This is a genomic window from Flavobacterium sp. JLP (assembly GCF_015350755.1).
In the GTDB taxonomy this organism is placed as follows: domain Bacteria; phylum Bacteroidota; class Bacteroidia; order Flavobacteriales; family Flavobacteriaceae; genus Flavobacterium.
This window is the reverse complement of the sequence record NZ_JADKPS010000001.1, coordinates 51,754-67,371: the sequence shown is the minus strand read 5'-3', so window position 1 is coordinate 67,371 and position 15,618 is coordinate 51,754. Positions and strand designations below refer to the sequence as shown.

At 31.8% G+C, this 15,618-nt stretch carries 14 protein-coding genes; 11 read left to right on the top strand and 3 right to left on the bottom strand.

Annotated features, from left to right (window positions below; genetic code table 11):
• Position 1 precedes the first annotated feature (1 nt).
• Positions 2-1,663 (bottom strand): 2-succinyl-5-enolpyruvyl-6-hydroxy-3-cyclohexene-1-carboxylic-acid synthase, encoded by a 1,662-nt coding sequence (gene menD / locus IRZ83_RS00300; protein WP_194566013.1) that lies wholly within the window; start codon positions 1,661-1,663, stop codon positions 2-4.
• Between the two features lie 172 nt (positions 1,664-1,835).
• Here menD and IRZ83_RS00295 point away from each other — a divergent pair, with 172 nt between their 5' ends.
• Both IRZ83_RS00295 and IRZ83_RS00290 read left to right on the top strand, forming a co-directional pair.
• On the top strand, positions 1,836-3,014 hold the full coding sequence (locus IRZ83_RS00295; protein ID WP_194566011.1) for a thioredoxin family protein: 1,179 nt from the start codon (positions 1,836-1,838) through the stop codon (positions 3,012-3,014).
• Between the two features lie 16 nt (positions 3,015-3,030).
• Positions 3,031-3,528 (top strand): GNAT family N-acetyltransferase, encoded by a 498-nt coding sequence (locus tag IRZ83_RS00290; RefSeq protein WP_194566009.1) that lies wholly within the window; start codon positions 3,031-3,033, stop codon positions 3,526-3,528.
• Positions 3,529-3,679: 151 nt separating this feature from the next.
• Here IRZ83_RS00290 and IRZ83_RS00285 read toward each other — a convergent pair whose 3' ends face one another.
• On the bottom strand, positions 3,680-4,261 hold the full coding sequence (locus IRZ83_RS00285) for a glutathione peroxidase (RefSeq protein WP_029270421.1): 582 nt from the start codon (positions 4,259-4,261) through the stop codon (positions 3,680-3,682).
• A gap of 851 nt (positions 4,262-5,112) precedes the next feature.
• Here IRZ83_RS00285 and IRZ83_RS00280 point away from each other — a divergent pair.
• From IRZ83_RS00280 to arsB, 8 genes are all read left to right on the top strand, one after another.
• Entirely contained in the window at positions 5,113-5,643 is a 531-nt protein-coding gene (locus IRZ83_RS00280) for an RNA polymerase sigma factor (RefSeq protein ID WP_029270423.1), read from the top strand.
• Complete coding sequence (locus IRZ83_RS00275; RefSeq protein WP_194566007.1) at positions 5,643-6,431, top strand: anti-sigma factor domain-containing protein; 789 nt, start codon at positions 5,643-5,645, stop codon at positions 6,429-6,431. The genes IRZ83_RS00280 and IRZ83_RS00275 overlap by 1 nt, the downstream gene beginning before the upstream one ends.
• Positions 6,432-6,524: 93 nt before the next feature.
• The gene (locus tag IRZ83_RS00270; RefSeq protein WP_194566005.1) at positions 6,525-6,914 is read left to right on the top strand and encodes a DoxX family protein; all 390 of its coding nucleotides are present in this window, start codon (positions 6,525-6,527) and stop codon (positions 6,912-6,914) included.
• An 18-nt stretch (positions 6,915-6,932) separates the two neighbouring features.
• Positions 6,933-7,667, top strand: a complete 735-nt coding sequence (locus IRZ83_RS00265; RefSeq protein WP_051662687.1) for a DUF3667 domain-containing protein — start codon at positions 6,933-6,935, stop codon at positions 7,665-7,667.
• Between the two features lie 90 nt (positions 7,668-7,757).
• A complete protein-coding gene (locus IRZ83_RS00260) occupies positions 7,758-8,090 on the top strand; it encodes an ArsR/SmtB family transcription factor (protein WP_194566002.1) in 333 nt (110 codons plus the stop codon).
• An 18-nt stretch (positions 8,091-8,108) separates the two neighbouring features.
• Positions 8,109-8,582 carry a DUF6428 family protein gene (locus tag IRZ83_RS00255; protein ID WP_194566000.1) on the top strand — a complete coding sequence of 158 codons (474 nt, stop codon included), beginning with the start codon at positions 8,109-8,111 and terminating at the stop codon, positions 8,580-8,582.
• A gap of 11 nt (positions 8,583-8,593) precedes the next feature.
• Positions 8,594-9,220 (top strand): protein-tyrosine-phosphatase, encoded by a 627-nt coding sequence (locus IRZ83_RS00250; protein WP_194565998.1) that lies wholly within the window; start codon positions 8,594-8,596, stop codon positions 9,218-9,220.
• 1 nt (position 9,221) lies between these two features.
• Positions 9,222-10,283 (top strand): ACR3 family arsenite efflux transporter, encoded by a 1,062-nt coding sequence (gene arsB, locus IRZ83_RS00245; protein WP_194565996.1) that lies wholly within the window; start codon positions 9,222-9,224, stop codon positions 10,281-10,283.
• A 101-nt stretch (positions 10,284-10,384) separates the two neighbouring features.
• On the opposite strand, the gene ccsA is transcribed toward arsB, so the two are convergent.
• Positions 10,385-13,600: a cytochrome c biogenesis protein CcsA gene (ccsA, locus tag IRZ83_RS00240; protein WP_194565994.1), complete on the bottom strand. Its 3,216-nt coding sequence runs from the start codon at positions 13,598-13,600 to the stop codon at positions 10,385-10,387.
• Between the two features lie 313 nt (positions 13,601-13,913).
• Here ccsA and IRZ83_RS00235 point away from each other — a divergent pair, with 313 nt between their 5' ends.
• Positions 13,914-15,602 (top strand): glycoside hydrolase family 28 protein, encoded by a 1,689-nt coding sequence (locus IRZ83_RS00235; protein WP_194565987.1) that lies wholly within the window; start codon positions 13,914-13,916, stop codon positions 15,600-15,602.
• Positions 15,603-15,618: the final 16 nt, after the last annotated feature.

Below are 15,618 nucleotides of genomic sequence, written 5' to 3'. Positions count from 1 at the left end.
ATTAAACCAATTCTTTAAAGTATTGTTTCAAAATAACATCGTTTTCAGAAGTAGGAGTAAAAATCTCTAGAATAGTTGGAGCATCATTGTGAGTAAACAATGTGGTTATATTTTCTCCTAATGAATTTACATCAGTTGCTGTTAAATAATTCATCTTGTACATTTTAGCCAAATGCTCCGCAGTCAGCTTATGCGACGTTTCGAAATAAGTATTAAAAACAGGTTTTTCTTCATGACCAGGCAAAATTCTAAAAATTCCTCCTCCTCCATTATTAATCAAAATAATTTTGAAATTTTTTGGAATGTATGAATTCCAGAGAGCATTGCTATCGTATAAAAAACTAACATCGCCCGTAATAAAAACGTTTGGTTTTTGACTTCCGACAGCAGCACCAATAGCTGTTGACGTACTTCCATCAATTCCACTCGTTCCTCTATTGCAGAATACTTCGATTGAAGGATCTATATGTATTAACTGTGCGTATCGAATAGCCGAACTGTTGCTGATTTGCAGCTGACTATTTTTAGGCAAAGATTCTATAACTTTCTCAAAAACTTTAAAGTCAGAAAATGCAGTTTTTTCTAAATATTCCTTTCTTTTTATTTTTCGAAGTTCATAAATAGAATTGATTTTCGAAAAATAATCACTTTGTGTAAAAGAAGTTTTATTTAATAGAGAATTGAAGAAATCATTTGGCTGCATTACAAAATGTTGTGTCAATGCGCTAAACGTATCGTAAGCACGCAAAGTATCAATATGCCAATGGTGTTTTGGTTTGTATTTTCTTAAAAAAGCTTTGATTCTTTTTGATACAATCATTCCACCAAAAGTAACTAATATTTCGGGCTGAAAATCTTTAAAATCAGCATCTTCAAAAGGTGTAATTAAAGTATCGATGCTATTAATAAAGCTTGGATGATGCAAATTAGAAGTTGTTTCGGTCAGTACTACTACTGAAGGATCAGAAGCAAAATTTTCTACTGTTTTTTCATCGATAGAATTTGCTTCGTTCACACCAACTAAAATCAGTTTTCGCTTTGCTGCATTCCAGATTGCAACAAAATCTTCTTCGTTTTCAATAATTTTTGTTCCGAGAATTTCGTCAGAATGTGTAATCTTTGGTTCTACTGAAAGCGCTTCAACTGTTTCGTACAATGGCTCTTCAAAAGGTGCATTTATATGAACTGGACCTTTTAAAAGAATCGCAGTTTCTATGGCTTTATTGATTTTTAAATCATTTTCAGCAGAAGCCTCTTCCGTTAAATTTGCGTTGAAAACAGCATGATTCTGAAAAACATTTTCCTGACGAATCGTTTGTCCGTCACCAATGTCAATTTTGCTTTGAGGACGATCTGCAGAAATCACGATTAACGGAATCTGACTGTAAAAAGCTTCGGCAACAGCCGGATAATAATTCAACAACGCAGATCCTGAAGTACAAACAATTGCCGTTGGTTTTTTAGTTTGCTGCGCGATTCCCAAAGCAAAAAATGCAGCACATCGCTCATCTGCAATACTGTAACATTTAAAGTTTGAATTTTGGGCAAATCCTATAGTTAAAGGTGCGTTTCTTGAACCTGGAGAGATTATAATATTGGTGATTCCTTTTGCTGAACAAATTTCGATAATGCTTTGTGCAAGCGGTATTTTGGGGTAAATCATTCGTATGGCGTATTTCTTTTGGAAAGAAAATCTAAGATTAAAGATTTCTTTTGTTACTACAAAGTTACAAACTTCGCACTTGATTTTACTTATATATTAGGAAGATATTAAGAGTGGTTTTAGAAAAAGGGAATATATTTGTATAAGCGAAATTTTGATAAAAAAACTCAATATGCGTTTCTTATATATATTCTTTCTTTTCATTTCATTCCAAACCGTAAAATCTCAAAATCAGTTTGTTCCAGAAGACACTCCCTACAAAACTGCTTTAGAAACGGCTAAATTACAAGGAAAACCGCTTTTTGTAATGCTTTACGCTGATTGGTGTCCGCACTGCAACCAAATGAAAAAAGAGGTTTTTAGCGATCCGAATGTCATGTCCTTTTTGAAAAAAAACTTTATTTGCGCTTGGAAAAACATTGAAAAAGAAGAAGGAATTGCGCTTAAGAATAAATTTAATACTAAATCATTGCCTACGTTTTTATTTATTGATCCGAATAATGAAACGCTTTTGTATGGCTTAAAAGGCGAAATGAAAACGCCTGAATTTATGACTGAAGCCAATAATGCCTTAAATCTGAAAATGCAATTGCCCTATTTAGAAAAAGAGTTTCTTGCAGATCCGAGCAATTCGAGTAAATTCTTTTCTTATTTGAATACTTTAAAAAAAGGAAAAGACAGAACCGATTTATCACCGCCAACTCACATTTACCTGAATACACAGTCTGATGTTCAATTAGTAAGCGAAACCAATTGGAGAATTATTGCAAATGGAGTAACGGATATAAATTCGAGGGAGTTTCAATATGTTTTAAAACATCAAAACGAGTTTGCTGCTGTAGCTTCTCAAAATCGTGTAGACCGCAAAATAGAAAGTATTGTAAACGAATTGCTTCGCCCGTATGTCGATAATTTAGATACTGTAAACTATTATAAACAAAGAGAAGTTGCAAAATCGATTCGATTGCAAAAGACAGATTCCCTAGTTTTTAAGTTTGATTTGACTTTAGCAGAAAGAACTGAAAAATGGCAGTTTTATAAGAAAGTAACCCTAGAAAACGCTCAAAAGCTAGTTTGGAATGACGCCAGTTTCCTGAAAGATATAGGTCAAACGTATTTAAAACATATTAAAGATACTGAAAGTTTAAAAAAATCGATTTCTTGGGTAAAACATTCGTTAGAATTAAATGATTCTTATGATGGAAACTTGCTCCTCGCACGACTTTACGATAAAATAAAAGATAAAAAAATGGCTTTGCAATATGCAAAAGACGCTAAAACTATTTCTAACGAAATGAATTGGAATTCGAAAGAAGTTGATACTTTACTGGCAGAATTAAATACAAAATAACACTTACATAATTACCATGAACCTAAACCTTAGACCCGCAACTGTAAATGATTTGCAAAAAATTCTTGATATTGTAAATTATTCTATTTTGCATACCACTGCAAATTACAACTATGATATTCAAACGCTTGAAGTGCAAAAAAAATGGTTTGAAGATAAAACAGCTAAAAATCTTCCGATTGTGGTAGCGGATTTAGATGGCGAAGTTGTTGGATTTGGAAGTTATGGGCAATTTCGTGAAAAGATTGGTTATCAATATACTGTGGAGCATTCTGTTTATGTGGTCGATCACGTAATAGGAAAAGGAATAGGATCGAAATTATTGACTGAATTAATTCGCTTAGCAAAAGAACAAGGTTATCATTGTATGATTGGTGCTATCGATGCTGATAATGCAGGAAGCATTGCTTTTCATGAAAAATACGGATTTGTTGTTACAGGAACTATTCGAGAAGTTGGTTATAAATTCGATCATTGGCTTGATTTGGTTTTTATGCAGTTAATATTGGTTTAACCGCACGTAATGATAATGATCATTCTCTACATTTTGTCATTTCGTGGTACGAGAAATGACCTATGTATTGCAACTAATAAATTACAAAAAAATCCACAAACTTGAAAATTAATTCAAGTTTGTGGATTTTTTGTTTTAGACAGTAATCTAATTAACTTTTTATCCAGTTGATAACTTCTGGTTCTGTAACTAACGTTTTTGGCTTAATAACTTTAACCAATTCCCCTTTTTCGTTGATTAAGTATTTTTGAAAATTCCACTCTACTTCAGAATCTTGCAAACCGTTTTTAGATTTTTGAGTTAAGAATTTATAAACATCAGCCATGTCATCACCTTTGACAGAAATCTTGTCCATCATTGGAAAAGTTACCCCATAATTTTGTTGACAAAATGTCTGAATTTCCGCGTTTGTTCCCGGTTCTTGAGATGCAAAGTTGTTAGCAGGAAACCCTACAATTACGAAACCTTTGTCTTTATATTCTTTGTAAACTGCTTCAAGATCTTTGTATTGTGGTGTTAACCCACATTTTGATGCTGTGTTTACAATTAGAATTTTCTTTCCTTTTAAAGAAGCAAAATCAAAAGTATTTCCTGATAAATCTTCAACCTTAAATTGATAAATGGTTTCTTTTGCCATGACTTCTGTTTTAGGTTTATTTGTTGTTTTTTGAGCTTGAACTTGCGAAGCCATCATAAATAATGCACTGCAAACTAAGAATACTATATTTTTCATTTTTTAATTTTTTATAAAATTAGTTAAAATCTATTTTACGAAAACGTTTTGAATGTTTTATTTTTCATTAAACATACGTTAAAAAAAATGAAGCCTAAGGTTAATCAGACCTTAGGCTTCCCCCCATACAAACAAATCAAACCATGAATTAATCTTATGCGTATTATCGCTTTATATTTTTAAATTTATAGCTGGTGCCTCTCGGTTATGGTGAAAATTAATTTTAAAACCCTAATTCGTAATTCCCTATTTTTTAATTTCAATGGCGTTTATAATGGAAAATTTTCTCTGTCTTTTAATCTGGGAATTCCTGTTTTTAAATTAAATTTCGGTTTGGAAGTCCGAGGACACCAACTATTAAACTATTTTCTTTTTAAAATTTATTGCAAAAAGCTGTTTTAATTATTTCTTTTTGCAACTCGCTTCCGTTAAAATTCGTTAGTGCTAAAATGCTGGTCAAACCAACAATCAATATTTTTAATTTATTTATACTGACCATCACGCTAATTTTATTTACTGAGATTATATTTACATTTCTGTTCTTCAAAAACGTTAAATTTTAAAGAGAATTCTATCATTTCAATTCTTTAAATAACTGCATCTCGATATCCTTTAAAGTTTTTCTGCTATTTTAATAGATATTCATTTCATGTTATAATAGCATTTACGTAACTGGATTGCTTTTGGTTTTAAAAAATTGAAAAAAAAGTGATTTTTTTTTTGAATCCCTTATTTTACTAGGTTTTTGGTTGTTAAAAAAAAATAAATTTTTACAAAAAAATAAAGTAACTTTATCTCAGGTAATAAAATAATGTTTAATAATTTTAGTTTAAACTTTAAAATCCAAATCTATGAGTCAAGAAGAATTGTTAGTTTTAATTTACAAAAAAGACGAAAGAGCTTTTACCCATTTGTATGATATGTATGCGAAAAGTCTATTTTCCGTAATTAATGTACTAGTTAAAAATCGCGAAGAAGCAGAAGATGTTTTGCAGGAAGTTTTTGTCAAAATATGGAAAAATATCGATTCTTATAATGAAAGCAAAGGACGATTTTACACCTGGATCCTTAATATTGCTCGAAATACGTCGATTGATAAGTTAAGATCTAAAAATTTTAATAACAGCCAAAAAAACCTTTCCTCAGATAATTTCGTAAATCTGTTAGATGACAGTAATAAACTCATCAATAGAATTGATACAATTGGAATACAAGAATTTGTAAAAAAATTAAAACCAAAATGTATTGAGATCATTGATTTATTATTTTTCAAAGGATATACCCAACAAGAAGCTTCAGAAGAATTGGCATTGCCACTGGGAACTATCAAGACACAAAACAGAAACTGTATTAACGATTTACGTAATTATTTAAAAATATAATGGAAGCACAAGAGTATATAGAATCAGGAATTCTAGAACTATATGTTTACGGTTTATTAACCGAAACTGAAAATCTAGAAATAGCAGAATTAGCGAAAAAAAATCCCGAAGTTGATCAGGAAATAATTGCGATAGAAAAAGCTATTGTGGCTTTATCATCAAGCTTCTCTCCTTTCCACTCGGTAGCTAATTTTGAAAAGATAAAAGCCCGTCTAGAACTGAAACATGGCAAAGTAGTCGATATGAAACCAGCATCAAACTGGTCTCAATATGTCGGTTGGGCTGCTGCTGTATTATTGCTTTTAGGATTTGGGTACCAAACTTTAGAATTGACCAAAACAAAGGAGGCTATTGCTACAGTTGGCAATGAGAAAACTAAAATTGAGAGAGATTATGCCTACTTAGGACAGCAAAATAAAGAAATCGAGAAAAGTTTAACTATTGTAAGAGACATTAAAAACACTGGTGTAACGCTTGGCGGTCAAGCTGTTTCGCCGACCTCTTTTGCAAAAGTATATTGGAACAAAGACACAAAAACGACTTATATAGATGCCGCTGGTTTGCCAAAGCCTCCAAAAGGAATGGTTTATCAAGTTTGGGCTTTAAAATTAAGTCCAGTACTTACGCCAACAAGTATTGGTTTATTAAGCGATTTTGAAGGAAATCCTCAAAAAATATTCGCAGTAGACCGTACAAACGAAGCAGAAGCTTTTGGTATTACACTAGAACCTGCTGGTGGAAGTTTAACTCCAACAATGACACAGTTATATACTTTAGGAAAAGTTTAAAAGAAAATTTGTCATAAATTCTAAACGCGTATTAATTAATTTTAATATGCGTTTTTTTATTATTTTTAGCACAGCCAAAAACCAAAATTAATCATGAATAGAACTTTACTTTTAAGAATTGCTGTTGCTATTATATTACTTACGCATTCTGTTTTTGGAATGTTCGACAACGGAATTAATGATTTCGGAAATCTATTTCTGAATCAAATTGGTTTTGCTCCTTTTGGAGTATTCCTGGCTTGGTCAATAAAATTATCGCATGTTGTTGCCGCAATACTTTTAATTTCAAATAAATACATTAAGCTTGCTGGATTTGTAACCATTTTTGTTTTATTGATGGGTATTGTTTTGGTTCATTTTAAAGAAGGTTGGTTTGTAGTGGGCGGTGGCAGAAATGGTGTTGAATATAATTTTTTGCTAATAGTGGTCTTATTGGCAATTATGTATCCTGATGGTTTCAAAAAAGAAAATAAAGTTTTATAAATTTTAAAGACATAATTTATGGAAATAATCTGTAAAAACTGCCATCAGGCTTATACCGGACATTATTGTAACAATTGCGGACAGCCCGCTGAAACTCATAAAATAAACGGTCATTTTTTATGGCACGATATTCAGCACGGATTGCTTCATTTTGACCAAGGAATTCCATATTCTTTAAAACAATTATTTACCAGACCCGGCCACTCTATTCGTGAATTTATTGAAGGAAAAAGAATTAAACATTTCAAACCTTTGTCATTAGTTGCTGTTCTTGGGGCTTTTTATGGTTTTTTATGCCATTACTATAAGATCAATTTATTCGCAAATTCAGACAATCCAGATTTTGATTTAACTGACTATAATGAATGGATGGCAACACACTTTTCATGGATAACCATAGCTACCATACCCATATATACAGTTGGAACCTTTATAGTATTTAGAAAACAAGGCTATAATTTTTTTGAATTTTTTGTTCTTAATACTTTTAAAGCCTCACAGCGACTTTTTGTGCAAATTTTGACATTTCCTGTATTATTATATTTGAGCAGTAAAAATCATGTTGAGAAGTTTTCAACTATGACTTACATAATTGGAATTTTCTTGACGTTTTGGACGAATATTCAATTTTTTAATAAAATATCAAAAATCAAGGCATTCTTTTTAACTATACTAAGTCACCTAATATTTTTAATTTGTTTTATTATCATAGTCATCATAGTGCTTGCAATAATAGGAAAGCTTCCAAAATAGACCATATATAAATAAAAAAGAAGAAAAATAATCGAATATATTTTCTTTATAATTATTTATATCGTAATATTGCAATATAAATATATTACTATGGGAGCTACAAAATCAGATTACTTTACAGATAATCAAAACGAACTGGGTAACCTAACTAAGGCATTGGGGCATCCTGCACGTATTGCTATAATCGAATATTTATTAAAAGTAAATACTTGTATTTGTGGCGATATTGTAAACGAACTTCCTCTCTCCCAGCCTACTATTTCCCAGCATTTAAAAGAACTTAAAAATGCCGGATTAATAAAAGGAAGCATTGAAGGAAATGCAATTTGCTATTGCATTAATGAAGCTGGCTTTGATAAAATTAAAATTTTTTTCAACCTAGTGGCAAATCATATAGAGAAAAGAAACAAAGAATGTTGTTAATCAGTAAATCAAATTATTATGAAACTTTCAGAAATAAAAAAAATACTAACTACTCTCGAAACGGTAAATTTTAAATTACCAAACGGAAATTTTGTTCCAGAACATTTTCATGTAACTGAAGTAGGTTTAATTACAAAAAACTTTATTGATTGTGGCGGGGTTGTCCGTAATGAAACTGTTGTCAACTTTCAGCTTTGGGATGCAAACGATTTTGAACACCGTTTAAAACCTCAAAAATTAAATCACATTATTGAACTTTCGGAAAAGATATTAGGGATCGAAGATTTTGAAATTGAAGTTGAATATCAAGATACTACCATTGGCAAATATGATTTAGGTTTTAATGGAAAAGATTTTGAACTGTTGAATAAACAAACTGCTTGCTTAGCAAAGGATCAATGTGGCATCCCTTCAGAAAAACCAAAAATGAAGCTGACACAGTTAAATGGAGAAAGTTCAAATTCTTGCACACCTGGCGGAGGTTGTTGTTAATTAAGTAAGAGATGCATAAAGAAATTTTATTTAAGGAAATACAAGAAACCGTTTTAGCATTTAATTTTGACGAAATAACTCTTGATCGAAAAAAAATATTAAAACCTCTTATTGATTTCATTCAATATAATACTGATATTCAACAAAATATTCGCTTAAACTTTATTTGCACACACAATTCTAGAAGAAGTCATTTGTCGCAAGTTTGGGCACAGACAGCAGCACATTATTATGGAATAAAAAGTGTTTTTTGTTATTCTGGAGGAACTGAAACAACTGCGTTATTTCCTAAAGTTGCCGAAACATTAGAATCATCTGGGTTTCTGATAAAAAAAATTTCTGATAAAAAAAATCCAATTTATGCGATAAAATTTTCTCCAAATGAATCTCCAATTATAGGTTTTTCTAAAACGTATGATAATTATTTTAATCCACAAAAAGAGTTTGCCGCTATTATGACCTGTTCTCAGGCCGATAACGGTTGTCCTTTTATAGCTGGAGCAGAAAAACGGATTCCGATAACTTATGACGATCCAAAAGCATTTGATAACACACCACATCAATCTCAGAAATACAAAGAAAGAAGTCTTCAAATTGCGACTGAAATGTTTTATGTTTTCTCGCAAATAAAAAAATAATATGGCAAAAGATCATTGTATTTCTGCTTCACCGGAAAGAAAAAAATTAGGATTTCTGGATCGTTTTCTAACGTTTTGGATTTTCCTAGCTATGATAATTGGCATTTCTATTGGATATTATTTTCCGTCAAGTGGAAAATATATTAACTCTTTCTCTAGCGGAACTACTAGTATTCCACTTGCAATTGGACTCATATTAATTATGTATCCTCCATTGGCTAAAGTTAATTATAATAAAGTTAAAGATATTTTCAAAGATGCAAAAGTATTAAGTGCATCATTATTTCTTAATTGGATTATTGGCCCAATTTTAATGTTTTTGTTGGCTCTTTTATTTTTAAAGGGATATCCAGAATACATGACAGGCTTAATTCTAATTGGTTTGGCTCGTTGTATTGCCATGGTGGTTGTATGGAATGATCTTGCTTATGGAAACCGTGAATATGCCGCCGGATTAATCGCTTTAAACAGTATTTTTCAGGTTTTACTTTATAGCATATATGCTTATTTTTTTATCACGATTTTACCTCCTTATTTTGGTTATTCTGGTTTTAAAATAAATATAAGTATTACTCAAATTGCAGAAAGTGTTGGAATCTACTTAGGAATTCCGTTCGCACTCGGAATTATAAGCCGCTACATTTTAATAAAAGTGAAGGGAGAAGAATGGTTTCACAATAAATATATTCCGTTTATTTCACCTATCACATTAATTGCATTATTATTTACCATTTTTATTATGTTTAATCTGAAAGGTGAAATGATTGTTCAGATTCCGATGGATGTGATACGAATTGCGATTCCTTTATTTATTTATTTTTTAGTTATGTTTATTCTGAGTTTCTTTACAGGAAAGTATTTTGGTGCAGATTATTCTAAGAGTGCTGCAATTGCGTTTACTGCCACCGGAAATAATTTTGAATTGGCCATTGCTGTTGCTATTGGAGTTTTTGGCATTAATAGTGGTCAGGCATTTACCGGTGTGATTGGGCCTTTGGTTGAAGTACCTGCTTTGATTGCTTTAGTAAATGTAGCCTTTTGGTTTAGAAAAAAGTTTTTCTAAAGATTTCAGGTAAGATTAACAATTTATAGAAATAGTCAAATAAAAAAAGGTTCAACTTATCATTGAACCTTTTTTTATGAATTAATAATTACTTCTAATAATTATCTATTTTTTACTTTTTTACTCTTGTAATATTTATGGTATTTAGGATATGTAATAGCTCCAATAACAGAAATTGTTGCCAATGAATACCAAATCCAATTTAGAGAATGTGCTTCTCCGCTTGCGTATGAATGCAGTCCAACCAAATGGAAATTTACTCCATAATATGTGAATAAAATAGAGATAAACGCGAACATACTCATTAAATTAAAAAACCATTTTCCGCGTAAAGCCGGCACAAAACGTGCGTGAATTACAAATGCATAAACCATAATAGAGATTAAGGCCCAAGTTTCTTTTGGATCCCAGCCCCAGTAACGTCCCCAGCTTTCATTCGCCCATTGTCCTCCTAAAAAGTTACCAATAGTTAACATAATTAGACCAATTGTCAAAGCCATTTCATTGATATAGGTAATCTCTTTTATGTTTAATTCAATTTTAGCTCTGTTCTTTTCAGTTGTAAAGAAAATCAACAGCAGTGCAACGAAACCTAAGATCATTCCTAGTGCAAATGGGCCATAACTTGCTACAATTACAGCAACGTGAATCATTAACCAATAAGAGTTTAAGACAGGCTGTAAATTGGCGATTTCTGGATCAATCCAGTTCATGTAGGCAGCCATTAAAATCATTGCTGTAACAAAAGCAGATGATGCTACAGTCAGTTTTGATTTTCTGTCAAAAGCCAATCCAAAGAACATGGTCGCCCATGCCACATATATAATTGATTCATAAGCATTACTCCAAGGTGCGTGTCCTGAAATATACCAGCGGGCAACTAATCCTAAAGTATGAAGAGCAAATAAAAACCCAACAATAATATGGAATCCATTTACTGTAAAACGAAGCCATTTTTTCTCAAAAAAGATATTTATAATCGTAAAAATCAACATCAAGATTGACGCTGTAATATACCAATATGGCAATTTTTTGAAAACGTCATATTTATTATAAGCGATTTCTGCATCAATTTTTTGTTCGCTAGGACGTACTTTGCTTCCAAATTTCTTTTGAAAGCCATTAATGCTTTCAACCAATTGATCAGCTGTATTGAAGTTTTTAGAAATAGAAGCATTATTTAAAGCACTGAAATATAAAGGCAGAATTTGCTTTACATACGTAGAATCCATTCCTTTTAATGCGCCGTGCTCTCTTTCTAAATACGAAACCCATTTATTGTTTGGATCATTCGGAATAGGGAAAATTTTCAAAATACTGCCACTCAAAGCAGATTCCATTAGATTAACTTTTTTATCCGTTTCGATAAAATCTTTTTCAAACTGATTCGGATTTGCTGCTTTATAAGCTGCATCTAAATAAGGAGAAAGTTTATAATTACCGTTAGCATCAAAAAATTGTACAAACGGAGCATGTTTTGCATCTTTTTCTACACCAATAATTTTACGAATACTGTCATTCCCTGATCTTAAATAAATAAGCGGAATCTGAATCCAAACCTGAGCGTATTGTGTCATTGACAAAAATACCTGATCAGAATTCATTCCGTTATATGTATCACTCTGACTTACTTTTCTCAACAATTCAGATGAAAAAGTATTAATAGGCTTCATTCTTCCTCCAGCATCCTGAATAATCAAACGTCCAAATTTTGCTGCATGCGCTTCTGGAGCTTTATAAATCGTTAATAACGAATCTAACTGTCTCTGACTTGGTGCAGCAGTAACGTGATTTGCATGATCATTTGGATCTGTCGTGTGATTGTGATCGTGGCCAGGAGTGTGAACGTGAGGTGCTTGAGCAAAACCACTCAAACTGATCATTAATACTAAAATTGTAATCAGTTTTTCTTTTTTCTTTTTTACATTTTCTAATTTTCTTTTCAAATCAGTAAAACGAGAATCTTTAGTAAACATAATTGCCATTAATCCGAAAAATAACATAAAATACCCTAAATAAGTTATCGAAGTTCCCCAAAAATCGTGGTTTACAGATAAAACTGTTCCTTTTTCATCCGGATCAAAAGATGATTGAAAAAAGCGATATCCTTTATGATCTAAAACGTGATTCATATAAATATCTGCATTAAAAGTTTCTGCAGAATCCTGAACGGTAACTTTACTTTCAAAAGCCGAATAGCTTTTTTCTGTTCCTGGATATTTAGTTGCAATAAAATCGTTCAATTTAATTTTGAAAGGCAAAACGTAAGCCTTGCTTCCGTAGAATAAACTGTATTCTATTTTTCCAATTTTAACGGTTTGCGGTTCACCAATACTGCCTTTAGAACCTAAAAGTCTTACTTCTTTTTCCTGTCCTTCTGCTTTTACTTTTACAATCAAGGCATCGGTATGCGATTTCGCTTTAAAATCATTATTAGACTCATAATCAACAATTCCTTTTACAGCAGGATCTGGAAAAACAATTCTAATATCACCTATACTATATAACGAACGCATCATTAAAGGCTGGACGTTATCTTTGGTCACGCTTCCTTTAAATTTGTCTGCCATTCGCATAAATTCTCCTTCAAAAGGTGTCTGAATTGTATATTTTTCTCCTTTTGTATTTATATTAATTGCTCCATCAGTCTGTTTATTCAAAGCAAATAAAACATTGTGAATGTTTTGAACTTCTCCCTCCTTTAAGAAATGTTCTTCACGTCCGCCTGCTCCGGCTTCAACTAATTTAAGGTACAAAGTTCCGCTTGGGTCTGGTTTTATAGTTTCTTTAGCACCCATAATATAGTTTACATAACTCACCTCAAAAGGCGTTTCATCAAACTTGCCAGACATACTGAAATTATTATTAGTAACCGGTGACAATAAAAGGTTTTTCTCAAAAACTCTTCGTTTCATTTCACCTTTATATTCTCCATCTGCAAAAACAGTCAGGAATGTTTTGTCTGAATAAATTTGGTTTTCTGCAGCGCCTTCACGAATGGGCATCATGCCTTCATAGCTGATATAACGTGTAATAAAAGCTCCTAAAATGATAAAAACAAAAGCAATATGAAGTAATAAAGTTGCCCATTTTTCTTTTTTATGCAATTGGTACCGTTTAATATTTCCGAAGAAATTAAGCATGAAAACAGCCATTATTGCTTCAAACCACCAAGTATTGTAAATTAAAATTCTGGCTGTATCTGTGTTGTACTTACTTTCGATAAAAGTTCCAACACCCATTGCGATTGCAAATGTTAAAAAAAGAACGGCCATTAATCGTGTAGAAAACAAAAAAGAGAATATTTTTTTATTCATTTTTGAGGAATTACATTGTATAAAAGTGCCACAAAAGTACTCAAAAATGTTGAGTTCTAATATTTGTGATTTGTTAATTAAAACTAAAAATGACTTGATTTTAGATGCTAATATAGCGCATCTAGATGTTAATTCTTACAAAGAAATTCTTTGCACCAATTTCTTTGAATATTGATATTTTTTTATAGATTTGTGTAATCGATTACATTATTAATTCTCATTTTAAGATTAGTCATTTTTAAATTATCTTTAAAAAATTGTTTCACTATTAAGAATTAAGGCTATCTCTAACCAAACCTATAATTATAATTGCATGAAAACTAAACCAATTAATTCATTCTTCTTTGCATTGACAATTGTTATGACTATCTTATGTACAGACTCCTTTGCTCAAAATTCAAAATCTGACGAAACTTATAAGAATATTGAATTTAAAATGGCAAAAGTCAAGGAGCCTATTATTCCAAAAAATACGGTAAAAATTACAGATTTTGGTGCAGTAAACGGTGGTTATATTTTAAACACAAAGGCTTTCTCCGATGCCATAGAGGCTGTTTCTAAAAAAGGTGGCGGTAAAGTTATTATTCCGCCTGGAGTTTGGCTTACAGGCCCAATTATCCTAAAAAGCAATATCGAATTACATGCTGAAACTGGCTCATTAATAAAATTTTCTCCAGACAAAAGCTTATATCCCATTATTGAAACCAGTTTTGAAGGCCTAAATACATGGCGCTGCATCTCTCCTATTTATGGCAAAAATCTAGAAAATGTTGCCTTTACTGGAAACGGTGTTTGGGATGGTTCAGGAGAAGTTTGGAGACAAGTTAAAAAGAGTAAATTGACAGAAAGCCAATGGAAAAAAATTATTGCTTCAGGCGGTGTTTTAAATGATAAAAAAGAAAGCTGGTATCCATCTGAGACTTTCATGAAAGCTTCTGTTGGAGCTGATCAAAATGTACGTCTGGATTTAAAAACCAAAGAAGAATTTGAGGCAATTCATGATTTCCTGCGTCCGGTAATGGTAAGCATTCAAAACAGTAAAAGAGTGCTTTTTGACGGACCTGTTTTTCAGAATTCTCCAGCCTGGAACATTCATCCATTAATGGTCGAAGATTTAATCGTTCGTAATGTTACGGTTCGAAATCCTTGGTATTCTCAAAACGGAGACGGTCTTGACGTTGAATCTTGCAAAAATGTGGTAATTGAAAATTCAAGTTTTGATGTTGGTGACGATGCAATTTGTATAAAATCAGGTAAAGATAAAGACGGACGTGATCGCGGTGTTCCGTGCGAAAATATTATTGTCAAAAACAATATCGTTTATCACGGACACGGTGGTGTAACAGTTGGAAGCGAGATGTCTGGAGGCGTAAAAAATCTTCATGTATCAAATTGTACTTTTATGGGAACCGATGTTGGATTGCGTTTTAAAAGTACGCGCGGACGTGGCGGAGTTGTTGAAAATATCTTTATTTCAGATATTTTTATGACTGATATTCCATCACAGGCAATTTCTTTTGATTTGTACTATGGAGGAAAATCTATTGCTGAAACGCTTGCTGAAGGCGGCAGTAAAGTGGCCAATAAAATAATGCCTGTTAACGAAGAAACTCCTCAATTTAAAAATATTTTAATAAAAAATATTACAATTGCCGGCGCTTATCAAGCTGTATTTTTGCAAGGTCTGCCTGAAATGAATCTCGAGAATATCGAAATATCAAACCTGACTGCAAAAGCAGAAAACGGTTTTTCTATTATCGACGCAAAAGGAATAAAAATCAGCAATGCTAAATTAGATATTGCAAAACCAACCGTATTTGAAATTTATAATGGTAAAAATATGACTTTCAAAAATATTGAATTCAGTTCGAATTCAGCAAAAGCAATTACAATTGATGGTGAGGCAAGTTCGAATATTGAATTTGTTTCCGATAAAAAATCAGATTTTTCTAAAAAAACAGTTATTGGAGAAACGGTTCCTAAAGGCACAGTAAAATTCTAAATAAATCAAAATCAAT